Below are 19,758 nucleotides of genomic sequence, written 5' to 3' on the forward strand. Positions count from 1 at the left end.
AGTGAAAGGACCAAGGGAAAGGAAAGCATATGAAATCTTCGCTTGTTTCGTCCAGTCCCGTGGTCGACAGGCGGTTGACGGAGGCCGTGGAAGGCCGAAACTGGCCCTCCAAAAAAAGGATCGGTCCGGGGACGATTCATATGCGGCTCATCTTCATCGCAACGATGGCGGTTCTCATGGTCGGGCAGGCGGCAGCCAAGGATGTGCTTTCGGGCGCGAGCCTCTATGCGGACGTCGCGCGCTACGAATCCTTCGGCCTGCACCGCTTCGGCTCGCCCGGCGACCGCGCGACGGCGGACTGGATTGCCGGCGAGATGAAGCAGGCCGGGTTCGAGGTCAGCTTCCAGCCCGTCGTGCTCGGCCGGCAATATGTCGTCGAGCAGGCCAGCGCCGAGGCGAGCGGCACGAGCATCGAGGCGACGCCATTCTGGTGGCCGCCGGAAGACAAGGCCAGCTTCCATCTGTCCGCGCTGCTTGCGCGCGACGGTGACGTTGCCGGCAAGATCCTCTGGCTGGAGCTGCCATTCGATCGCGGCGCCTATCTCGGCCCCGCCCATCGCGACGCGATCGCGGAAGCGGCGGCGAGGAAGCCGGCGGCCATCCTGCTGACGATCGGCAATCCCGCGGACGATCGTTTCGCCTACAACGTCACGCAGGAGGATGCGCCCTGGCCGGTGCCGGTGATGGTGGTCGGTGCCAGGTCGCGCGCGACATTCGAGCGCGCAATCGCCTCGGGCGAACCCGTCACCTTCGACGTCAAAGGGCATTATGAGCGCGATGTCGCCGGCCGCAACGTGATCGCCGAGACCGGCGCCGGCCGCGGGCCGACCATCGTCGTCTCGACGCCGATGACCGGCTGGTACTCTTGCGTCTGCGAGCGTGGCCCCGGCATCGCCAACTTCCTCGCGCTGGCGCGCACCGTCGCTGCCGAAAAATGGCCGGCGCATCTCGTCTTCATCGCCACCGCAGGCCATGAAATCGGTCACGGCGGCATGGAGCTGTTCCTGAAGCACGGCGCGCCGGCGCCGAAGGACACGCTGGCGTGGATCCATTTCGGTTCGTCGAACGCGTGCTATGGCTTTGCGGAAGGCGCCCGCACCGAGCGGCCGGAGGAAGAGCGCTATCTCGTGCTGAGCAAATCCGCCGTTGCGCTGACGGACGAGGCCTTCGCCGGGGTCGCGGCAAAACGTCTGGTGACGGAGAAGCAGGCGGTCGGCGAGCTGCGCGACGTGCACGCGGCGGGCTATCCCAATTTCCTCGGCATGGCCGGCCGCCATCGCACGTTCCACACGCCGTCGGACGATCTCGGCGCGACCGGCCCCGAGATCCTCGAGCCGGTCGCCCGCGCTTTCGTCGATGCTGCGCGAAAGATCGTCGAACGCGGCGACGCCGCGTTCAGATAGCGTCAGTTCAGGTAGCGTCAGTTCTGATAGTAGTAGCCGCGCGGCTGGTAGTACTGGCGGGGCTGTGGCTGATAGTAGCCCTGCTGGCCGTAGCCCTGATTGTAATATTGCTGCGGCTGCTGCTGATAGACCTGCGCGTCATAGAGCGGGCGGCTGGCCGGACGCGGCGCCGGATAGCGCGCACCGGTGTCGCTGCCGTCGGCTGGGTAGATGTAATTGTCGTCCTGCGGCATGTAGCGGCGGGCGGGCTGCGCCGGCGGCGTCAGATTCACGGGATCGCCTGATGTGGCGTACTGCTCTTCCGCGGGCTGCGGTGCGCGCGCCACCGCATTGTTGGTGCGGCCGCGGGGATTGCGCGCCAGCGCCACCTGCGCCGAGCCGGTCAGCGTCACCGTGGTGTTGAGCACGCCCTGCTGCTGCACCAGCGCATAGAGCGTCGATGCGTTCTGGCGCGACAGCCGCACGCAGCCATGGGATGCCGGCGTGCCGAGACGGCCGACCGAGTCGGTGCCGTGGATGGCGTGCCCGACCTTGGTGAAGAAGATCGCGTGCGGCATCGGCGCGTCGTCGAATTCCTTGGAGTAGTGGTCCTCTTCCATGCGGAAGGTGCGGAACGCTCCGTTCGGCGTCTCGCGCGAGGGAATGCCCGTCGACACCGGCCAGTGATAGCGCGCGACGCCGTCGACGGCGACGGTCATCTGTTGATTGTCCTTGTCGATGGTGATTTCGACCTTGGCCTGCGCGGTGCCCGCGCTCAAAAGCAGCAGGGAGGTGAAAGTAATGAAAAACGAACGCATCTGAAAACGCATTTGAGTTCTGGCCTCCGGCCTGTTCACGCTAAGCGCCGCGGCTCTCCGTCCCCCGGCGTGCACTATGCCTGCAATCCGGCTTTCGTTCCAGCAGCCGGCCCGGCCATCGTTAACGTGATGCCTGATGTAAGCAAGGCCGCTTTGTGCCGCGCCGCCCGCGGCGATGCTGACATTTTCGCGAGCGGAGATGCGTTCACGACGCCGACAATTCGTCACAAAGGCGCAACCATTTGGCCGCTCCGGGCGTTGAACATGGCCTACCTGACAGGCGGTTTTCGCCGCCGTTGACCTCTTGTATTTCCCTTGGGATCGAAGATGAACAAAGTCCGTATCGCCGCTGCGCAATTGCCGGCCGGTTTACCAGTCCGCCTGCTTTTCGCAGCCGCTGCCATCCTGCTCGCGCTGTTATCGCTGCCGCAAGCCGGCCATGCCCAGGGCATCGTGCGCGGTGCCCAGGAAGGCGCCCATGAAGGCAACCGCATTGCCGGCCCGGTGGGCGGTGTGGTCGGGGGCGCGGTCGGCGCCGGTGTCGGCGGCGCCGTGGGCGCGGTCGAGGGCGTGCTGGGCATTCCCCACCGTCACTACCGTCACTGCCGCGGGTATTATGACGGCTATCACCGCTTCCATTGCTATCGGTGATTGTCATTCCGGGGCGCGACGAAGTCGCGAGCCCGGAATCCATTTATCCACCAGCTCTGTCGCACAATGGATTCCGGGCTCGTGCTTCGCACGCCCCGGAATGACGACAGGGGTCAATTCTTCAGCCGGTACCCGGTGCGGAAAATCCACCAGATCGCGACCAGGCAGATCACCAGGAACGCCGTCGTCATGCAGATGCTGACGGCCACACTCACATCGGCGATCTCGTAGAAGCTCCAGCGGAAGCCGGAGATCAGATAGACGACCGGGTTGAGCAGCGCCACCGTGCGCCAGGTGGGTGGCAGCATGTCGATGGAATAGAAGCTGCCGCCGAGGAAGGTCAGCGGCGTCACCACCAGCATCGGGATCATCTGCAGCTTCTCGAACCCGTCGGCCCAGATGCCGATGATGAAGCCGAACAGGCTGAACGTCACCGCCGTCAGCACCAGGAAGGCCAGCATCCAGACCGGATGGTGGATATGCAATGGAACGAAGAGCCCGGCGGTGGCCAGGATGATCAGGCCGAGGATGATCGACTTGGTCGCGGCGGCGCCGACATAGCCGAGTACGATCTCGAAATAGGAGATCGGCGCCGACAGGATCTCGTAGATCGTGCCGGTGAATTTCGGGAAGTAGATGCCGAACGAGGCGTTGGCGATGCTCTGCGTCAGCACCGATAGCATGATCAGGCCCGGCACGATGAAGGTGCCGTAGCTGACGCCCTCGACCTGGCTGATGCGCGAGCCGATCGCGGCGCCGAACACCACGAAATAGAGCGAGGTGGAGACCACCGGCGAGACGATGCTTTGCAGCAGCGTGCGCCAGGTGCGCGCCATTTCGAACAGATAGATGGCGCGGATGGCGCGGTGATTCATGACGTCCTCACGAGGTCGACGAAGATGTCCTCGAGCGACGATTGCGTCGTGTCGAGATCGTTGAAGCGGATGCCGGCGGTGCGGAGGTCGCTGAGCAGGCTGGTGATGCCGGTGCGCTCGCCCTTGGTGTCGTAGTCGTAGACCAGCGTCGCGCCGGAATCGCAGAGGTCGAGCTCGTAATGGCCAAGGCTCTCCGGCAGCGAGGAGATCTTGTTCTGCAAATGCAGCGTCAGCCGCTTCTTGCCGAGCTTCTGCATCAAGGTCGCCTTGTCCTCGACCAGCACGATCTCGCCCTTGTTGATGACGCCGATGCGATCGGCCATCTCCTCGGCTTCCTCGATGTAGTGCGTGGTGAGGATGATGGTGACGCCGGACTGCTGGAGCGTGCGCACCACCTCCCACATGCCCTTGCGCAGCTCGACGTCGACGCCGGCGGTGGGCTCGTCCAGGAACAGGATCTGCGGCTCGTGCGACAGTGCCTTGGCGATCATCACGCGGCGCTTCATGCCGCCGGAGAGTGTGATGATCTTGCTGTCCTTCTTGTCCCACAGCGAGAGGTCCTTGAGCACCTTCTCGATATGGGCTGGGTTCTTCGGCTTGCCGAACAGGCCGCGGGAGAAGCTCACGGTCGCCCCGACGCTCTCGAAGGCGTCGGTGTGGAGTTCCTGCGGCACCAGGCCGATCAGCGAGCGCGCCTTGCGGTAGGAGGTCTGGATGTCCTCACCGCCGACGAGAACGCGGCCCTCGCTCGGATTGGCGATGCCGCAGATGATCGAGATCAGCGTGGTCTTGCCGGCGCCGTTCGGCCCGAGCAGGGCGAAGATCTCGCCGCGCTTGATATCCAGATTGACGTTCTTGAGCGCCTTGAAGCCGGACCCATAGGTCTTCGACAAATTGGCGACGGAAATGATGGAAGACATGATGGCCGCAAGTCTGAGGGGAAAGGCTGGGGAATGGAGCTGGAACCCGCCCAGGCGGGCCGGTCAGCGGTGCCCTGAGATAGGAATGCCATTGCCCGGTCGCAATTGGCCGGAGAAAAATGGTCTCAAAACAGGCCCTTCGGTGGCAGGTTTCGGGCAAGTGTTGCGCGATGGTCACGGCTTGCTGCTAAGATTGTCGCTCACGCGGCTCTTTGTTGCGTCTGCGAGCAGGCCGTGGCTACGATTCCGGCCAATCGCAAAGCGTATTGTCCCCAGGGAAACCATCGATGAGACCGAACGGCCGTCACACCGCCGGCGCCAGCCAATTGCCCGCCATCCGTGTGTGGGCGATGTGCCTGCTCCTGCTGTCAGCTGTCGCCATGAGCCCGACCACCGCAAGGGCGGCGCCGAGCCAGGCCGCGGCCGCGACCACGCATGTCTACCTGCTCCGTGGCGTGCTCAACATCTTCTCGCTCGGGCTCGACACTATCGGCGCCCGGCTCGAGGCGCAGGGCATCCCGGTGACGGTCGCGAACTTCGTCTCCTGGTCCTCACTCGCCAATGAAGCTGCGACCGCCTACAGGGCCGGCCGCGTCAAGACAATCATCCTGGTCGGCCATTCCTCGGGCGCGACTGCGCTGCCGGACATGATCGCCAAGCTCAACCAGCTCGGCGTGCCCGTGAAGCTCGCGATCGGCCTCGATTCCGTGTTCAAGACCAGGCTCTCGACCGGCGCCGAACGCTACATCAACATCTATATCGGCGATGGTCCCGGCGAGCCGGTGCGGCCGGCGGCCGGCCTGCGCGGCAAGCTCGACAATGTCGACGTGCGCGGCACCGGCGTCGGCCACATCTCGATCGACAAGAACGAGGCGATCCAGCGCCGCGTCATCGCCGAGATCGACGCCGCGATCATGCGCTCGCGCGCGCCGGCACCGGTTGCGGCCGAACCCGGCGCCCCCCGGCAGGCGCGCTCGGCAGCGGCGGCGGCGCCGCGGAACTGAGGAGCTTTGCGCGGCGAGCCATGTTGTTCGACCGCGCAGCTGTCTCTCTGCATTGACCGGCAAGCTCAGAGATCGCGAAGAGTGATCGCGAAGAGTGGAAGTGAGCGGACGCGCGTCATGGCGCGCTCACATCGTCATCCCAAGAACGCGCGAATGCTCTCCGCGATTTCCCTCGCGTGCGTTTCCAGCGCGAAATGTCCGGTGTCGAAGAACTGAACCACTGCGTTGGGATTGTCGCGCTTGAACGCCTCGGCGCCGGGCGGGATGAAGAACGGATCGTTCTTGCCCCAGACGGCCAGGAACGGTGGTTTGTAGGTGCGGAAATAGTCCTGGAATGACGGATAGAGCGCGACGTTGCTCCTGTAGTCGCCGAACAGGTCGAGTTGCACGTCGTCCGAGCCCGGTCGAGCCAGGTAGAAATTGTCGAGGTTCTGCCCGTCCGGCGACACCAGGGACGGATTGGGGACACCGTGCGTGTACTGCCAACGCGTCGCGTCCGGCGTGAGCAAGCCGCGCAGCGCCTCACGGTTGGCGGGCGAAGGATCCTGCCAATAGGCTTTTATCGGAGTCCAGCCGTCGCTGAGTCCATCCTCGTAGGCATTCCCGTTCTGCGAGATGATCGCCGTGATCCGCTCGGGGTGATTCAGCGCGAGCCGGAAGCCGGTCGGCGCGCCATAGTCGAAGACGTAGACAGCGAAACGATCGAAGCCGATCACCTCGGTGAAGCGTTCGATCACCGTAGCGATGTTGTCGAACGTGTAGCGGAAGGTTTCGCGCGAGGGCATGTCGGATTGGCCGAAGCCGGGCAGGTCCGGTGCCACGATGTGAAACCTGTCCGCGAGCAGCGGGATCAGATCGCGGAACATGTGGCCGGCGCTCGGGAAGCCGTGCAGCAGCAGGAGCTTTGGCGCGCCGGCAGTGCCTGCCTCCCGATAGAACACCTTGAAGCCATCAACGTCTGCGGTGCGATAGGTGGTCGGGGCCATAGCCAGTCTCCGTTCGTCCAAGTAACCTGTTTAATGTCATTAATAAGGTTACTTCGTTGGCGAGTAACTTGTCAATTGGTGTTTATCAGGTTACTTCTGCCCTGCCTCTTCAGACCGGCCAAGGACCGCTCATGGACCGCCCACCCGCCATGTTCATCGCCGACTCGCTTGGCCTCGATTTCCTGAATTCGGTGGCGACGCCGGTCGATACGCCCGTCGATTGGATCGACGATGGCGATGGCCTGATCGACTGGCTGGAGCAGGCGAAGCTGGTGCCGGCGGATGAACTGCACGCACTGAAGGCGCGCGCGGCGCCGGGTGAGCTGGATGAGGTCGCGGATCGGGCGCGTGCCCTGCGCGAATGGTTTCGTGGTTTCGTTCTGGAGCATGCCGGCCGGCCGCTCACGGCGGATGCATTGCGCGAACTCGGTCCGTTGAACGGCCTGCTGGAGCGCGAGGAGTCATTCCGCCAGATCGAGCCGGGACACGGTGATGTTGGCGGCGTTCTGAAGCTGCAAACGAAGCGGCGCTGGCGCTCGGCCGAATCCCTGCTGCTGCCGGTCGGCGAGGCCTTGGCCACGTTCGTCTGCGACGAGGACTTTTCCGACGTGAAGGCGTGCGAGGGCCACAACTGCACGATGCTGTTCGCCGACCACACCCGCAGGCGCGCGCGGCGATGGTGCATCATGGCGGTCTGCGGCAACCGCGCCAAGCAGGCCGCACACCGCAATCGGCTCAAGAGCAGGCAGTGACGAGGGCAGGCAGGTGGTGGCTTCGTGCTGCCTGTTGGGCGCGTCCGGCAGATCACGGGCTCCTGATGGGATGGGGGGACCGCGTGTCGCGACCGCGTTCCGTGCCCCAAATTCCACCCAATCGGTGGTCACTAAGCAACCGGGGGACGGCGTTTGCCTTCCGTGGTGGGACTGCTGGACTGATGCTTGATCCAAGGCGAATCCTCGTGCTGGCAGCGGTTGCGCTGCTCGCCTTGAGCACCGGTGCGGCCGTTGCCTCACCCGCCAAGTCAAAGCCTGCCGCGGCCGCGCCCGTTGCGCCGCCGGCCGAGCCGCTGCCGCCGCCGAAGATCTACCTGTTCCGCGGCGCCATGGGGCCGATCTTCTCGACCGGCATGGACCGGCTTGGCGAGAAGCTGACGAAGGCCGGCTTCTCCGCCGACGTCTACGAATTCACCATCTGCCGATGGATCGGCGATCGTGCCATCTCCAGCTACAAGGAAACGCCGGCGCCGATCGTGCTGATCGGTCACTCCATGGGCGGGCTGTGCTCGGTCGTCATCTCCGAGATGGCGGCCAAGGAGAACATCCCGATCAGCCTCGTCATCGCTATCGATCCCGCCCATGCGACCGGCGACGTGCCGCTCAATGTCGAGCGCTTCATCAACATCTTCCTGTCCGACAGCGTGCTCGGCGGCGGCGATGTCGTGGCCGTGCCCGGCTATCGCGGCCATTACGCGAGCTACGATCTCAAAGAGAACAGCCGCGTCTCGCACATCAACATCGAGAAGTCCGACGACATCCATCGCCAGATCGTCGAGATGGTGACGCAGTTGCCGCGCATTCCCGCGCAGGCCCAGGGCGATGCCGTGCCGCTGCGCTATCTCGTGCCGGCGAATACGCTGGTGGAATTGTGGGACTCCGGCGTGCGGGTGCCGGTACGCCGCGGCGACACCATGGAGAGCATCGCCGCAGCCAATCGCGTGCCGCTGTGGTCGATCGCGCAGAGCAACTCGCTTGCAGAGAACGCGACCCTCACGCCCGGCCAGTCCATCGTCGTCCCGCGCCATCTGACGCCGCCCGAGCCGACGGCAGCGCTGACGACGCCGCCGCCTCCGGCGCGGCGGTAAGCGGTTAGCAGCGGAGATCGCCGGGACGGACGTGGCCTGACGCCGAGCGCCATTCCGTGTGTTGCCTTGTCATTCACGCAACCGCTGCCGCGGCAGCCATCTTGGTGCTGGTGTCGCCAAGGACGAGCGAGCCATGGCGGAAGCTTGGCTCGCCGGTCGATAGGGCGCGGCGAGAAGCATCAGAAACAATGCCCTTTCCGCCGCATATTTCGCCGCAGGCCGGCCATTTTCGGACCCGTGCATGACGAGATGTCCTTCGGTCGTGCAGACACGCCAGCGCCATGTCCTTCGGCCGTATCTCCTCAAGAACATTTCGAAGGTCGGGAGGTTATCGGACATTTCAATTCGCCGTGTCAGCTTGCGTCATGAGCATGGTTGCCTTCCCGATCGCCCTCTTTGGAGCTCGAAGGGTGAGGGGAAACGCAGAGGCTGCAAGCTTTTCGATCGCGGAACGCTCCTCGGACAGGCGCCTTTCAATGAACCGCCGCTCGACCTCCGTCAGTTCGGTCTTGAGCAATCGTTGGTAACGGCCGATGTTGTTGCGGTGTGCGCGCAACAAGGCCAGCTCTTCATCAATCATCATCGCAATCCCCCTTGAGCGGCCGTTGCCTAGGCTGCGAGACCGGTTCGCAAGATGGACCGCGTGCGGACCGGCTTGCCGCCCGGAGGACCCTTTGGATGGTGGTCCAGCATCGCAAGCGCGTCCAGAATCTCGTCGATGGTGACGGGCTTGTCCGAGCCCGGCAGTTCTCTCAGCGCCGGGTTTGAGGCAACGCTGGCGGCGTCTGAAGCCCAGGACGCGAGGATCGCTCGCTTCTCGCCGATCGACAGAGCCGGATCCTCGACGACGTCGCGGGGATGAGCATAGACAGAGCCGGGGTGCAGTATTGCGTTCAGGTCGATGATGTTGTCAGCATGATCGATCATGAGAGGTCCTCCTTCTCCTTTCGCTAAAACCTCTGTTTGCATTGGGGGGCGCGGTCGAAGGCCACGGTCGGTCCCGCCCGACGATCAGGCGGGATCACCAAGCCCTCGACAAACGAAAATCAGGCGGCTTTGCCCTCGATCTGATGCACGGTGCCGGACGGCGCGCCTTTGATGGCAATTCGCCGCGGCTTCATGGCTTCAGGAATCTCCCGGATCAGTTCGATCTTGAGCAGACCGTTCTCGAACGCGGCGCTCTGCACCTGAACATAGTCTGCCAGGTTGAACTGCCGCTTGAAGGGCCGCGCGGAAATGCCCCGGTAGAGATACTCGCGTTCGGCCTTGTCCGCCTTGTTTCCCTCGACGATCACCGCATTCTGCTCGGCAGTCACGGAGACCTCGTCGGGCGAAAAGCCCGCGATCGCGAGCGAAATCTGGTAGCGATCCTCGCTGACGCGTTCGATGTTGTAGGGGGGATAATTATCCTCGCCGGCACGCTGTGCCGTTTCAACGAGGTCGAAAAGGCGGTCGAAGCCAATGGTCGAACGCCACAGGGGAGAGAAGTCGTAAGTGCGCATAGCCAAATCCTCCAAGGAGCAAAATGGATACGAGCGGCACCGGACACGACCGGTGCCCGTCTCAGTCGTTCCCGACCCATGAGGCGTCGGGGACGCCACCTCTCGGCGGCAACGGAAAAATAAAAAAACGCAGTTTCGGTTTCAAGAGGGGGGCTAAAATTTTTGGACCCTCCCGCGCCTCGCGGAGGGAGGTGGTCGTGCCTGCGACCAAGGTCAGGCGCCGGGCGCCGCCGGCAACGCCGTCGGAGCCCACCATGGTCGCCGCGCCGGCGTTGCTGAACCCACTACACGTTCGAACCGTGGATCGCGTCGATGACGGCGTCGGTCACCTCCTTCGTCGTCGCCTTGCCGCCGACATCGGGCGTCAGCACGCCGGCCGCGCAGACGCGCTCGACGGCCGTCATCAGCCGTGACGCGGCGTCCTTCTCGCCGAGATGCTCGAGCATCTGCGCGCCGGTCCAGAAGGTCGCGACGGGGTTCGCGATGCCCTTCCCGGTGATGTCGAAGGCCGAGCCGTGGATCGGCTCGAACATCGACGGGAAGCGGCGTTGCGGGTCGATGTTGCCGGTCGGCGCGACACCGAGGCTTCCCGCCAGCGCGCCGGCAAGGTCGGAGAGGATGTCGGCGTGCAGGTTGGTCGCCACGATGGTGTCGAGGCTCTTCGGATGCAGCGTCATGCGCACCGTCATGGCGTCGACCAGCATCTTGTCCCAGGTCACATCGGGGAATTCGCCGGCGACCTCGGCCGCGATCTCGTCCCACATCACCATGCCATGGCGCTGCGCGTTCGACTTGGTCACGACGGTCAGGAACTTGCGCGGACGCGACTGCGCGAGCTGGAATGCGTAGCGCATGATCCGCGTCACGCCGACGCGGGTGAAGACGGCGACTTCGGTGCCGACCTCTTCCGGCAAACCTCTGTGCGCGCGGCCGCCCATGCCGGCATATTCGCCTTCGGAGTTCTCGCGCACGATCACCCAGTCGAGATCGCCGACGCCGACATTGCGCAGCGGCGAGGCGACGCCCGGCAGGATTTTTGTCGGCCGCACATTGGCGTATTGGTCAAAGCCCTGGCAGATCGGCAGGCGCAGGCCCCACAGCGTGATGTGATCGGGCACGTCGGGGGCGCCGACCGCGCCGAAATAGATCGCGTCGAACTTCTTCAGCTCCGCGAGGCCGTCGGCCGGCATCATCACGCCGTGCTTCTTGTAGTAGTCCGAGCCCCAGTCGAAGGTCTTGACGTTGAAGGCGAGGTCGCCGCTGCGCCTGGCCAGCGCCTCCAGCACGCGGACGCCGGCCGAGATGACCTCGGGGCCGATGCCGTCGGCGGGGATGGCTGCGATCGAATGGGTGCGCATGGAAATGCTCCGTTTGAGAGATGATCAGTGGGATTGCGGGACGGGTTCGACGGGCGCGGTCTGCGCGCGCGACAATAGCAGGGTGAGGACCGCGGAGAGAACGAGCAGGCCGGCGACGAAGTAGAGCCCGCCGACGAAGCTGCCGGTCTGGTCCTTGATCCAGCCGATCATGGCGGGCCCGACGAAGCCGCCGAGATTGCCGATCGAGTTGATCGTGGCGATGCCGGCCGCGGCCGCGGGACCGGACAGGAACAGCGTCGGCATGCTCCACAGCGGCGGTTTTGCCGAGGAGATGCCGATGTTGACGAGCGCGAGCGCAACCAAAACGGCGACGACGCCGGTCGCAAGGCCGGCATAGGCGAGCCCGGCTGCGGCGAGCAGGCACGCCCACACCACATGCCAGGTCCGCTCGCCGGTGCGGTCCGAATGCCGCGCCCACAGGATCATGGCGACGACCGCGGCGGTTGCCGGCAGCGCGTTGAGGAAGCCGACCTGGAGCGAGGACAGGCCGAACTGCTTGATGATCTGCGGCGCCCAGACGCCGAGCGTGTAGAGGCCGGCCGAGGTGCCGAAATAGATCAGCGCCAGCGCCAGCACGCGCGGATCGGCAAGCCCGCGCCAGATGCTGTGGCTCGCGGTTGCGGCCTTGCTGGTGGTCTCCGCGTTCATGGTCTCGACCAGCCAGCGGCGCTCGTCATCAGTGAGCCATTTCGCCTTCTCGGGGCGGTCGGTCAGGAAGCCGAGCACGACGAAGCCGAGCAGCACGGCCGGCAGCGCCTCCAGCACGAACAGCCATTGCCAGCCCTTGAAGCCGAGCAGGCCGTCCATCTCCAGCAGCGCACCTGATATCGGCGAGCCCAGCACGGTGGAGAGCGGCGCTGCCGCCATGAACAGCGCGGTCACCGCGGCGCGCTGGCGCGCCGGGAACCAGTAGGAGAGGTAGAGGATGATGCCGGGAAAGAAGCCGGCCTCGGCGACGCCGAGCAGGAAGCGCAGGATGTAGAAGCCGGTCGGCCCCTGCACGAACGCCATCGCCGCCGACACGATGCCCCAGGTGATCATCACCCGCGCGATCCAGATCCGCGCACCGATCTTGTGCAGGATGATGTTGGAGGGCACCTCGAACAGGAAATAACCCCAGAAGAAGATGCCGGCGCCGAAGCCGTAGACCGCGGGCGACAGGCCGATGTCCTTGTTCATCGTCAGCGAGGCGAAGCCGATATTGACGCGGTCGATGAAGGCCACGAAGTAGAGCAGCATGATGAAGGGAACGATGCGCCAGGTGATCTTGCGCAGCACGCGCGTCTGAATCTCGTTCGCCACCCTGGCCTCCTCAAGTTCCGGCTTGTTGTTGTGTCGGCGGACCCGGAGGTCCATGCCGGCAACGTAGTCGGGAGGAAAGGGGGGACTCAATTGGCGCTGGTTTATACAAAAAAATGATATAATCCTCGCGAGGAGAGGCGAGAGGACCCTGGATGGAATTGCATCAGCTTCGATGCTTCGTGGCGGCGGCCGAGCAGTTGCATTTCGGCCATGCGGCGCAGCAGCTCCAGATGCTGCCGTCTGCGCTCGGGCGCCAGATCAGGCTGCTGGAAGAGGACCTGGGCACGCGGCTGTTCGCGCGGACCACGCGCGCGGTGTCGCTCACCGAAGACGGTGCGACGCTTTTGCGCGATGCCCGCGCCATCCTCGCCAAGGTCGAGGCGGTCGAGAATAATCTGCGCAACCGTTCGCGTGCCGGGGCCGCCCGGCGGCTGCGGGTCGGCGCCATCGACAGCGCGGCGGCGGGATTGCTGCCGCCGCTGCTGCGCGATTTTCGCGACAAGCATCCCGACATCGCGGTGCAGCTTCTGGAGGACAAGACGGTCCGGCTGCTGCCGAAGATTTTGACCGGCGCGCTCGATCTCGCTTTCGTCCGCCCGCCCGACAGCGCGGACAAGCGGCTCGAATTCCGCGATCTGCTCCAGGAGACCGCCATCGTGGCGTTCCCGCAGCGCCACGCGCTCGCGGAGCGCAAGTCGATCACGCTGGCGCAGATCGCCGACGAGGCCATGCTGGTGCCGGACCGCCGATCGCGGCCGCACAGCCACGATCTCACGATCAAGCTGTTCGAGCAGGCCGGCCTCACGCCGCGCATCGTGCAGGTCGCCGACGAGAAGCAGACCATCATCCATCTGGTGGCAACGAAGCTTGGGGTGGCGATCGTGCCGCGCTGGACCACGCGCATGGCGGTATCAGGCGTGCGCTTCGTGCCGCTCCGGCCGAAGCAGAGCGGCCCGGTCGGCCGGCTGCCGCTCGCCGCCGCCTGGCTGCGCGGCTCGCGCGATCCGGCCCGCGATGCGATGCTGGCGGTGCTCGAGGCCCGCCTGCGCAGCTATGCGCGCGAGGCCTGAGGGGCTATGACATTGGCGTGGATAGAAGGTGGAAGCTGATGACGGATCGGAAAGCTTCGAGCGAATTACGGGTGGCCATCGCAGGCCTGGGCTCGATCGGCACCAAGATCGCGGCCGCGCTCGATCAGGGCATCGAGGGGCTGACACTGTCCGCCGTCGCCGTGCGCGATCCCGCCAAGCATCAGGCGTTCCTCAACGGACTGCGCCGCCCGCCGCGGGTTTTGCCGATCGACCAGCTCGGCGAGGCCGCCGGCATCGTGGTCGAGTGCGCACCGAGCAGCCAGCTGCGCGCGATCGTCGAGCCGGCAGTGAAGCGCGGCAAGGCCGCTGTCGTCGTCAGCGTCGGCGGGCTGCTCGACAATTTCGATCTCGTCGATCTCGCCCGTGCCAATGGCGGCCGCATCATCGTGCCGACCGGCGCGCTGATCGGACTCGATGCCGTCAACGCCGCTGCCATCGGCACCATACATTCGGTGAAGATGGTGACGCGCAAGCCGATCGACGGGCTGAAGGGTGCGCCCTTCATCGTCCAGAACAACATCGACATCGACAAGCTGCGGGAGCCGCTCAAGCTGTTCGAGGGTACGGCGCGCGAGGCCGCAAAAGGCTTCCCGGCCAATCTCAACGTCGCGGTCGCGCTGTCGCTCGCGGGTGTCGGGCCTGATCGCACCTCCGTGCAGATCTGGGCCGATCCGACCGTCACGCGCAACGTTCACCGCATCGAGGTCGAGGCGGATTCGGCGCGCTTCTCGATGTCGATCGAGAACATCCCCTCCGAAAATCCCAAGACCGGGATCATCACCGCGCTGTCGGTAATCGCGCTGCTGCGCAAGCAGCGCGCCACACTGTGCGTCGGGACGTAAACCTTTACGCGCCCGTCACGCGCCAGATCACGTTGCCGACGTCGTCGGCCATCAGCAGCGATTTCTTGTCGGGGCCGATCACGACGCCGACCGGGCGGCCGTAGGATTCCTTTTCGTCCGGGGACAGGAAGCCCGACAGGATGTCGCGACCGGGGCCGGAAGGCTTGCCGTTCTCGAACGGGATGAACACCAGCTTGTAGCCGGACAGCTTGCTGCGATTCCACGAGCCGTGCTGGCCGATCACCATGCCGTCGGGGAAACCCGGCAGCGTGCCTGCGGGCATCCAGCACAGGCCGAGCGAAGCGGTGTGGCCGCCGAGCGCATAGTCCGGCGTGAGCGCCTTGGCGACCATTGCCGGATCCTGCGGCACGCGGTCGTCCACCGTCTTGCCCCAGTAGCAATAGGGCCAGCCATAGAAGCCGCCGTCACGCACCGAGGTGAGATAGTCCGGCGGCGTCTCGTCGCCGAGCCCGTCGCGCTCGTTGACGACGGTCCAGAGCACGCCGGTCGTTGGCTCCCAGGCAAGGCCCACTGGGTTGCGCAGGCCGGCACCAAAAATGCGATGCGTGCCGGCGGCGAGGTCGAGCTCATAGACCGCGGCGCGGCCTTCCTCGACCTCCATGCCCATCTCGGCGATGTTGCTGAGCGAGCCGACGCCGGCATAGAGCTTCCTGCCGTCGGGACTGGCGAGCAGGCTGCGCGTCCAGTGGCCGCTCGGCTTGAACGTGGTGAGCCGCTTGCCCGGTGCAGTGATGCGGTCGGCATTGGCGACATAGGGGAAGGCCATCACGCCGTCGGTGTTGCCGACATAGAAGGTGTCGCCGACCAGCGCCATGCCGAACGGCTGGCTGAGGTTCTCCATGAAGGCGCCGCGAACTTCGGCGACGCCGTCGCCGTCCTTGTCGCGCAGCAGCGTGATGCGGTTGGCGGAAACGCCGAGCGCGGCGGCGCGCCGCATCGTCGCCTGCATCGCGTAGTGAAACACGGATCGCGGCGGCCCCGCGATCTGGGTCGCTTCCGCGATCAGCACGTCGCCATTGGGCAGCACCTCGATCCAGCGCGGATGGTCGAGGCCGGTTGCGAACGCATTGACCTTGAGCCCGGGCGCGACGGTCGGCTTCTGGCCCTCGCTCCAGCCGCGGGCGGTCGGCATCTTCAGCGTCGGGATCGCGCCTTGCGGCTTTGCCTCGGGAATGGCGGGCGTCTGGCCCCATGCGGGCGCAGGCTCTGTGCCGGACAGCTTCCGCCATTGCAGAGCGATGCCGCCGAGAAGCGCAACGAACTGCGCAAAAATGCTGGAAAAGGTCATGAGAAGCCCCTGTCGAACCTGCGGCACAGTCCAACGCCGGATTGCTCCAGGCCCCGCGCGGGCCCAGGCCTGATCGTCGACCTCTCCAGGTCAACGATGGGTGTCGTCGTGCCTCATTGCGCGCGCATCCAACTGGGTGGCGGTAAAAAGGTCAACCTGTGCGGGCTCGGATCGGGCCGTTTATGGCGCGGATGGCAGCACGCCGAATTTGCATGGCAAGGATGCAGGCGCCGATGCAGTGGCGCACGCTGCCTCCTCAACGTCGTCCTGGCTTTCGCCAGGACGACATCGGAGGATATGGCGGGCTTGTTACATCACCGCGGCGACAGGAACGGGATGATCATCGGCACGCGGCGGCAATAGGCGCCGTAGGCGTCCTCGCCGAGCTCCTTCGACAGGAACACCTCTTCCATCCGCCCCTTCTGCCACATGCCGAGCGAGATCAGGATCGCGCCGAGGATCGCGGTCACCGTCCCGACCGCGATGCCGGTCGCCAGCATGCCGGCGATCAGGCCGGTGTAGATCGGATGACGCACGATGCCGTACGGGCCGGTGTCGATGACGCGGTGGTCTTCCTTGTGGGTGATGGTGTTGGACCAGAATTTTCCGAGATGCAGCCGTCCCCACCAGGTGAAGGAGATGCCGGCGAGCACGATCAGCGCGACGATGTAGACGCCGGTGTTGCTGAACACCCAGAGCGGCTTCTCACCGAGCACTTCGGCGGTCCACGGCGTGAACAGGATGCCGCCGACCAGGATCGGGATGCGATAGCGGCCGGACTCCAGGGTCATCACCTGCTTTTGCGTGCGGCCCTGCCAGAACGAGGCGCCGACCCAGCTGGCGAGCCAGGCGAGCCAGATCAGGGCGAGCAGTTGCGTCGGCCAGGTCGTGGTCCAGCCACCCCAGGCGACAGAGAGAAGCTTGCTGAAATCGAAGGACATGAAGGTTCTTTGCGTTAGGCGGCGGCTTTAGCCAGCGCGCGAGGAGAGCGCGTGTTGCTTGATGGCGCCGGAGGGCTGCACGCCGCCGCGGGCGAGCAGATGGGTGATGGTTTCGCGCAGGACCGGCTCGATCGGGCGCGGCGAGTAGCCGAGCTCGGTTCGCGCCTTGCCGATCGAGAGATCGCTCGCGGCGAGCGCAATGCGCACGCCCTCGGCGGTGCCGTTGGGCGGCCGGCGCGTGAAGTTGTCGGATAGATATTCGAGCATGATGCCGGAGAGCTCGGCGATCTTGCCAGGCACGACGATCGGGAACTGGCGGCGGCCGCTCATCGCCGACATCATCCGCAGGATGCGGCCGAGCGGGACGCAGTCGCCGCCGAGGATGTAGCGCTGGCCGATGCGGCCGCGCTCCATGGTCAGCACGAGGCCCATGGCGACGTCGCGGACATCGACGAGATTGACCAGGAAGTTGAGGTGCGGCTGCACCTTCTTCTGGAGGAAGTACCAGAGCATCGCCGTCGGCGGCGTCAGGTTGTGGTCGGCAGCTCCGATCGGCATGGTCGGCGTGCCGATCACGAGCGGAAAGCCACTGGCCGCGGCCTTCGCGGCGTGATGCTCGGCGAGCGACTTCGACCGCGTATAGGCGCCGGGCATCGCGTCGGCCGGCTGGAGCGCTTCTTCGGCGGGAACGCCGTCGAGGTCGGCATAGGGGAACAGGATCGATTCCGTCGAGCAATGCAGGAAGCGCGACACGCCGCGCTTCATCGCAGCCGCCAGCACGACCTCGGTGCCGCGGAAATTGACGTCGTGAAAGTCCTGCTTGTTGGCAACCCACATGCCGGGCAGGCCGGCGAGGTGATAGACCTGATCGACGCCGGCCAGCGCGGCATCGACCGCGGCGCCGTCCAGCACCGAGCCGTGAACATAGTCGACGTCGGTATTGGCGGCGGCCGGCGGCCGGACATCGAGAACACGCACCCGCTGCCCACGGGCGCGGAGCGATTCTACGAGATGATGTCCGATGAAGCCGCTGCCACCGGTAACCAGTACGAGAGCCATGAAGAAGGTTTGCTGTTTCGCTTCTAGAGCTATCGGGTTGAAAGGGAATTGGTCGGAAGAGGCGCCAGAATCGCGGCAAGGTCGCGACGGAAGCCCAGTGCAATGAATAATTTTGCCATGACAAACATCGGTCCCAGCAAAAGATGCGACGGAAACGTGAATAACGAGGCTTCGCGCCCCTCAAAAACCTTGTGGCCGATGGTCTGCGCGGCGAGGCCGAGCACGACCAGCGTGGCGAAAATCGCCCACATCGTCATGGTGCTGACTTGCGTCGAAATGGTCGTCGCGATCGAAAACAGCACGACGGAGACGGCCAGAATGCCGACCCCGAGCGCCATGTCGAGCATCAGCCAATAGATCAGAACCGGCAATGCCAGGATGACCGCCAGGCTGAGTTCCGTTCCGAACAGCGGCACCTTCACCAACGTCAGCGGCAGCACGGCGCCCGTGAACAGCAAGAGGATGCCGACCACGTGCATCGCCGTATTCCGGGGATCGCGATGGTACTCGACGTAAACGGCAAGTTGGCGTTGGAACAAGCCACCCATCTTGGTCTCATGCAGCACAGGGTTGGGGAAGGACGAACCAGAGCCTATAGCACCTGATAGAGCAGTGCACAAACCGGCACTATTGTCGCGCAAAACCGTGCTGTCGCACTGTGAAACAGGTCACAAAACGGTCAGGACTTCAATGGGTTCCGTCAGGCGTCGAGGCGCGCCTCGTCAGCGCTTCTTGGCGGGCTTTTTCGCCGCAGGCGCAGGTGCCGCAGCCGGATGCGCGGGTGCCTCCTCCGGTACCTTGGCAAAGGTCAGGATTTGCAGCTGGCCGTTGGCGGCCGAGGTCGGCTTGGCGCGGTCGAGAAACTGCTCCTCGCCGAGGCCGATCGGATGCAGCCGCTTGGTCGAGATCTTGAACGTGTTCACCAGCACGTCGCGGATCGCGTCCGCCCGGCGCTGGCTCAGGATCGCGTTGGCCTCGCGCGTCTTCGCGTTGGATTCGACATGGCCGACGATCAGGAAGGTGTAGGGCAGCAGCGAGGCATGAACCAGCGCATCCGCGATGCGGCCGACGGTCTGGTAGGACGCCGGCTGGATGATCGGCGTGTCGGCGTCGAACTGGATCTGCGCGTTGAAGGCGGGCAGCTTGGCGAGATCCGGCGCAATCGGCGGCCGGTTCACCGGACCCGGATCGTTCTTGATCCTGGCCTTGGCGCGCTCCATCACCTGCTGCTTCAGCGCGGGAAGGTCGATTTCGGCGGCCTCTTCGAAATGATTCAGCTTGCCGACGATGTCGTCACGGGTCGGCGGCGTCGTCTGCGCGCTGGCTGCGCCCGCGAGCAAAGCCATGCCGAGTGCGATGCCTAGTCCGGCGGTGGAGAGCCCCTTCGCGCGCATCATCGATACCCCGCGTCGTCCACGGCCTTCAGGCAGTTGTTGCTGATGCCCTTGGGCGTCGAGACCAGGCAGGGGATCGACCTGCTGGTCTCTTTGGTCGAGCCGCCGCAGACCTTGACGATCTCGCGCTGGCAGGCGTTCGCCACCGTGACGCGTGCGGCGACGCGCTTCTGGATGGCGTCGAAGGCGCCGAGATAGTCGCTCTGGCATTGCTGGGAGAGCACGTCGCGGTTGCGGGACAGGCACTCCTTCAGGCGGGTCGAGTCCGGATTGACGCCGCGGCAATTGGCGACGATTTCCGCGCCGCAGCTCTTGGCCAGCAGCCCGATCGAATCGCCAAAGCTCATGGTCTCCGCCGCCGCGAGCGACGGCATACCCAATGCCAGCAAGATCAGTGTGATGGAGCCCCGGACCATGGGCGCATCTGATACGGGGAAGTTCG

Annotated in this window: 22 protein-coding genes; 7 read left to right on the plus strand and 15 right to left on the minus strand. The window is 65.1% G+C overall.

Annotated features, from left to right (window positions below):
* Positions 1-140: 140 nt before the first annotated feature.
* Positions 141-1,403, plus strand: coding sequence for a hypothetical protein (locus AB5K84_RS13030; protein WP_038966440.1), 1,263 nt, complete (start codon positions 141-143; stop codon positions 1,401-1,403).
* A gap of 17 nt (positions 1,404-1,420) precedes the next feature.
* Here AB5K84_RS13030 and AB5K84_RS13035 read toward each other — a convergent pair whose 3' ends face one another.
* The gene (locus AB5K84_RS13035) at positions 1,421-2,200 is read right to left on the minus strand and encodes a L,D-transpeptidase (RefSeq protein WP_038966441.1); all 780 of its coding nucleotides are present in this window, start codon (positions 2,198-2,200) and stop codon (positions 1,421-1,423) included.
* A 327-nt stretch (positions 2,201-2,527) separates the two neighbouring features.
* Here AB5K84_RS13035 and AB5K84_RS13040 point away from each other — a divergent pair, with 327 nt between their 5' ends.
* Positions 2,528-2,851, plus strand: coding sequence for a hypothetical protein (locus AB5K84_RS13040; protein ID WP_161533706.1), 324 nt, complete (start codon positions 2,528-2,530; stop codon positions 2,849-2,851).
* 113 nt (positions 2,852-2,964) lie between these two features.
* Here the strand turns inward: AB5K84_RS13040 and AB5K84_RS13045 are convergent, their stop codons facing one another.
* Both AB5K84_RS13045 and AB5K84_RS13050 read right to left on the minus strand, forming a co-directional pair.
* A complete protein-coding gene (locus AB5K84_RS13045) occupies positions 2,965-3,726 on the minus strand; it encodes an ABC transporter permease (RefSeq protein WP_011089319.1) in 762 nt (253 codons plus the stop codon).
* Positions 3,723-4,646: an ABC transporter ATP-binding protein gene (locus AB5K84_RS13050; protein ID WP_441232457.1), complete on the minus strand. Its 924-nt coding sequence runs from the start codon at positions 4,644-4,646 to the stop codon at positions 3,723-3,725. The genes AB5K84_RS13045 and AB5K84_RS13050 overlap by 4 nt, the downstream gene beginning before the upstream one ends.
* A 287-nt stretch (positions 4,647-4,933) precedes the next feature.
* Here AB5K84_RS13050 and AB5K84_RS13055 point away from each other — a divergent pair, with 287 nt between their 5' ends.
* On the plus strand, positions 4,934-5,650 hold the full coding sequence (locus AB5K84_RS13055) for a hypothetical protein (protein WP_441232458.1): 717 nt from the start codon (positions 4,934-4,936) through the stop codon (positions 5,648-5,650).
* 134 nt (positions 5,651-5,784) lie between these two features.
* Here AB5K84_RS13055 and AB5K84_RS13060 read toward each other — a convergent pair whose 3' ends face one another.
* The gene (locus AB5K84_RS13060; protein ID WP_441232459.1) at positions 5,785-6,636 is read right to left on the minus strand and encodes an alpha/beta fold hydrolase; all 852 of its coding nucleotides are present in this window, start codon (positions 6,634-6,636) and stop codon (positions 5,785-5,787) included.
* A gap of 131 nt (positions 6,637-6,767) precedes the next feature.
* Between AB5K84_RS13060 and AB5K84_RS13065 the strand changes: the two genes are divergently transcribed.
* Together AB5K84_RS13065 and AB5K84_RS13070 are read left to right on the plus strand one after the other, a co-directional pair.
* A complete protein-coding gene (locus AB5K84_RS13065) occupies positions 6,768-7,388 on the plus strand; it encodes a CGNR zinc finger domain-containing protein (protein ID WP_441232460.1) in 621 nt (206 codons plus the stop codon).
* Between the two features lie 182 nt (positions 7,389-7,570).
* Positions 7,571-8,497, plus strand: coding sequence for a LysM peptidoglycan-binding domain-containing protein (locus AB5K84_RS13070; RefSeq protein ID WP_441232461.1), 927 nt, complete (start codon positions 7,571-7,573; stop codon positions 8,495-8,497).
* A 340-nt stretch (positions 8,498-8,837) separates the two neighbouring features.
* Here AB5K84_RS13070 and AB5K84_RS13075 read toward each other — a convergent pair whose 3' ends face one another.
* The 5 genes from AB5K84_RS13075 to AB5K84_RS13095 all read right to left on the minus strand — a co-directional run bounded on the left by AB5K84_RS13075 (position 8,838) and on the right by AB5K84_RS13095 (position 12,680).
* Positions 8,838-9,080: a hypothetical protein gene (locus AB5K84_RS13075; RefSeq protein ID WP_051000309.1), complete on the minus strand. Its 243-nt coding sequence runs from the start codon at positions 9,078-9,080 to the stop codon at positions 8,838-8,840.
* 26 nt (positions 9,081-9,106) lie between these two features.
* Positions 9,107-9,424, minus strand: coding sequence for a hypothetical protein (locus tag AB5K84_RS13080; RefSeq protein WP_161533711.1), 318 nt, complete (start codon positions 9,422-9,424; stop codon positions 9,107-9,109).
* Between the two features lie 119 nt (positions 9,425-9,543).
* Positions 9,544-9,999, minus strand: coding sequence for an Hsp20 family protein (locus AB5K84_RS13085; protein WP_110117081.1), 456 nt, complete (start codon positions 9,997-9,999; stop codon positions 9,544-9,546).
* Positions 10,000-10,283: 284 nt separating this feature from the next.
* Positions 10,284-11,357 carry a tartrate dehydrogenase gene (locus AB5K84_RS13090; protein WP_028176220.1) on the minus strand — a complete coding sequence of 358 codons (1,074 nt, stop codon included), beginning with the start codon at positions 11,355-11,357 and terminating at the stop codon, positions 10,284-10,286.
* Positions 11,358-11,381: 24 nt separating this feature from the next.
* Positions 11,382-12,680 (minus strand): D-galactonate transporter, encoded by a 1,299-nt coding sequence (locus AB5K84_RS13095; protein WP_441232462.1) that lies wholly within the window; start codon positions 12,678-12,680, stop codon positions 11,382-11,384.
* 152 nt (positions 12,681-12,832) lie between these two features.
* Between AB5K84_RS13095 and AB5K84_RS13100 the strand changes: the two genes are divergently transcribed.
* Both AB5K84_RS13100 and AB5K84_RS13105 read left to right on the plus strand, forming a co-directional pair.
* On the plus strand, positions 12,833-13,750 hold the full coding sequence (locus tag AB5K84_RS13100; protein WP_028176218.1) for a LysR family transcriptional regulator: 918 nt from the start codon (positions 12,833-12,835) through the stop codon (positions 13,748-13,750).
* Positions 13,751-13,788: 38 nt separating this feature from the next.
* Complete coding sequence (locus tag AB5K84_RS13105) at positions 13,789-14,613, plus strand: aspartate dehydrogenase (RefSeq protein WP_441232463.1); 825 nt, start codon at positions 13,789-13,791, stop codon at positions 14,611-14,613.
* 4 nt (positions 14,614-14,617) lie between these two features.
* On the opposite strand, the gene AB5K84_RS13110 is transcribed toward AB5K84_RS13105, so the two are convergent.
* From AB5K84_RS13110 to AB5K84_RS13135, 6 genes are all read right to left on the minus strand, one after another.
* The gene (locus AB5K84_RS13110) at positions 14,618-15,922 is read right to left on the minus strand and encodes a PQQ-dependent sugar dehydrogenase (RefSeq protein ID WP_162603749.1); all 1,305 of its coding nucleotides are present in this window, start codon (positions 15,920-15,922) and stop codon (positions 14,618-14,620) included.
* Positions 15,923-16,236: 314 nt separating this feature from the next.
* Complete coding sequence (locus tag AB5K84_RS13115) at positions 16,237-16,863, minus strand: methyltransferase family protein (RefSeq protein ID WP_011089305.1); 627 nt, start codon at positions 16,861-16,863, stop codon at positions 16,237-16,239.
* 27 nt (positions 16,864-16,890) lie between these two features.
* Entirely contained in the window at positions 16,891-17,922 is a 1,032-nt protein-coding gene (locus AB5K84_RS13120; RefSeq protein WP_060908588.1) for an NAD-dependent epimerase/dehydratase family protein, read from the minus strand.
* A gap of 29 nt (positions 17,923-17,951) precedes the next feature.
* On the minus strand, positions 17,952-18,470 hold the full coding sequence (locus tag AB5K84_RS13125) for an Mpo1 family 2-hydroxy fatty acid dioxygenase (RefSeq protein WP_028176215.1): 519 nt from the start codon (positions 18,468-18,470) through the stop codon (positions 17,952-17,954).
* A 174-nt stretch (positions 18,471-18,644) separates the two neighbouring features.
* Positions 18,645-19,316, minus strand: a complete 672-nt coding sequence (locus AB5K84_RS13130) for an OmpA family protein (RefSeq protein WP_441232790.1) — start codon at positions 19,314-19,316, stop codon at positions 18,645-18,647.
* Positions 19,316-19,732, minus strand: coding sequence for a hypothetical protein (locus tag AB5K84_RS13135; RefSeq protein ID WP_441232464.1), 417 nt, complete (start codon positions 19,730-19,732; stop codon positions 19,316-19,318). Before AB5K84_RS13135 ends, AB5K84_RS13130 begins: the two co-directional genes overlap by 1 nt.
* Positions 19,733-19,758: the final 26 nt, after the last annotated feature.

Source organism: Bradyrhizobium sp. 1200_D9_N1_1 (genome assembly GCF_052075915.1).
In the GTDB taxonomy this organism is placed as follows: Bacteria; Pseudomonadota; Alphaproteobacteria; order Rhizobiales; family Xanthobacteraceae; genus Bradyrhizobium; species Bradyrhizobium diazoefficiens.

What these genes read in the sequence shown, in the direction of transcription:
- AB5K84_RS13030 (WP_038966440.1), top strand. Translation starts at nt 141, where the DNA reads ATGCGGCTCATCTTCATCGCAACGATGGCGGTTCTCATGGTCGGGCAG.
- AB5K84_RS13035 (WP_038966441.1), bottom strand. Translation starts at nt 2,200, where the DNA reads ATGCGTTCGTTTTTCATTACTTTCACCTCCCTGCTGCTTTTGAGCGCG.
- AB5K84_RS13040 (WP_161533706.1), top strand. Translation starts at nt 2,528, where the DNA reads ATGAACAAAGTCCGTATCGCCGCTGCGCAATTGCCGGCCGGTTTACCA.
- AB5K84_RS13045 (WP_011089319.1), bottom strand. Translation starts at nt 3,726, where the DNA reads ATGAATCACCGCGCCATCCGCGCCATCTATCTGTTCGAAATGGCGCGC.
- AB5K84_RS13050 (WP_441232457.1), bottom strand. Translation starts at nt 4,646, where the DNA reads ATGTCTTCCATCATTTCCGTCGCCAATTTGTCGAAGACCTATGGGTCC.
- AB5K84_RS13055 (WP_441232458.1), top strand. Translation starts at nt 4,934, where the DNA reads ATGAGACCGAACGGCCGTCACACCGCCGGCGCCAGCCAATTGCCCGCC.
- AB5K84_RS13060 (WP_441232459.1), bottom strand. Translation starts at nt 6,636, where the DNA reads ATGGCCCCGACCACCTATCGCACCGCAGACGTTGATGGCTTCAAGGTG.
- AB5K84_RS13065 (WP_441232460.1), top strand. Translation starts at nt 6,768, where the DNA reads ATGGACCGCCCACCCGCCATGTTCATCGCCGACTCGCTTGGCCTCGAT.
- AB5K84_RS13070 (WP_441232461.1), top strand. Translation starts at nt 7,571, where the DNA reads ATGCTTGATCCAAGGCGAATCCTCGTGCTGGCAGCGGTTGCGCTGCTC.
- AB5K84_RS13075 (WP_051000309.1), bottom strand. Translation starts at nt 9,080, where the DNA reads ATGATGATTGATGAAGAGCTGGCCTTGTTGCGCGCACACCGCAACAAC.
- AB5K84_RS13080 (WP_161533711.1), bottom strand. Translation starts at nt 9,424, where the DNA reads ATGATCGATCATGCTGACAACATCATCGACCTGAACGCAATACTGCAC.
- AB5K84_RS13085 (WP_110117081.1), bottom strand. Translation starts at nt 9,999, where the DNA reads ATGCGCACTTACGACTTCTCTCCCCTGTGGCGTTCGACCATTGGCTTC.
- AB5K84_RS13090 (WP_028176220.1), bottom strand. Translation starts at nt 11,357, where the DNA reads ATGCGCACCCATTCGATCGCAGCCATCCCCGCCGACGGCATCGGCCCC.
- AB5K84_RS13100 (WP_028176218.1), top strand. Translation starts at nt 12,833, where the DNA reads ATGGAATTGCATCAGCTTCGATGCTTCGTGGCGGCGGCCGAGCAGTTG.
- AB5K84_RS13105 (WP_441232463.1), top strand. Translation starts at nt 13,789, where the DNA reads ATGACGGATCGGAAAGCTTCGAGCGAATTACGGGTGGCCATCGCAGGC.
- AB5K84_RS13110 (WP_162603749.1), bottom strand. Translation starts at nt 15,922, where the DNA reads ATGACCTTTTCCAGCATTTTTGCGCAGTTCGTTGCGCTTCTCGGCGGC.
- AB5K84_RS13115 (WP_011089305.1), bottom strand. Translation starts at nt 16,863, where the DNA reads ATGTCCTTCGATTTCAGCAAGCTTCTCTCTGTCGCCTGGGGTGGCTGG.
- AB5K84_RS13120 (WP_060908588.1), bottom strand. Translation starts at nt 17,922, where the DNA reads ATGGCTCTCGTACTGGTTACCGGTGGCAGCGGCTTCATCGGACATCAT.
- AB5K84_RS13125 (WP_028176215.1), bottom strand. Translation starts at nt 18,470, where the DNA reads ATGGGTGGCTTGTTCCAACGCCAACTTGCCGTTTACGTCGAGTACCAT.
- AB5K84_RS13130 (WP_441232790.1), bottom strand. Translation starts at nt 19,316, where the DNA reads ATGCGCGCGAAGGGGCTCTCCACCGCCGGACTAGGCATCGCACTCGGC.
- AB5K84_RS13135 (WP_441232464.1), bottom strand. Translation starts at nt 19,732, where the DNA reads ATGGTCCGGGGCTCCATCACACTGATCTTGCTGGCATTGGGTATGCCG.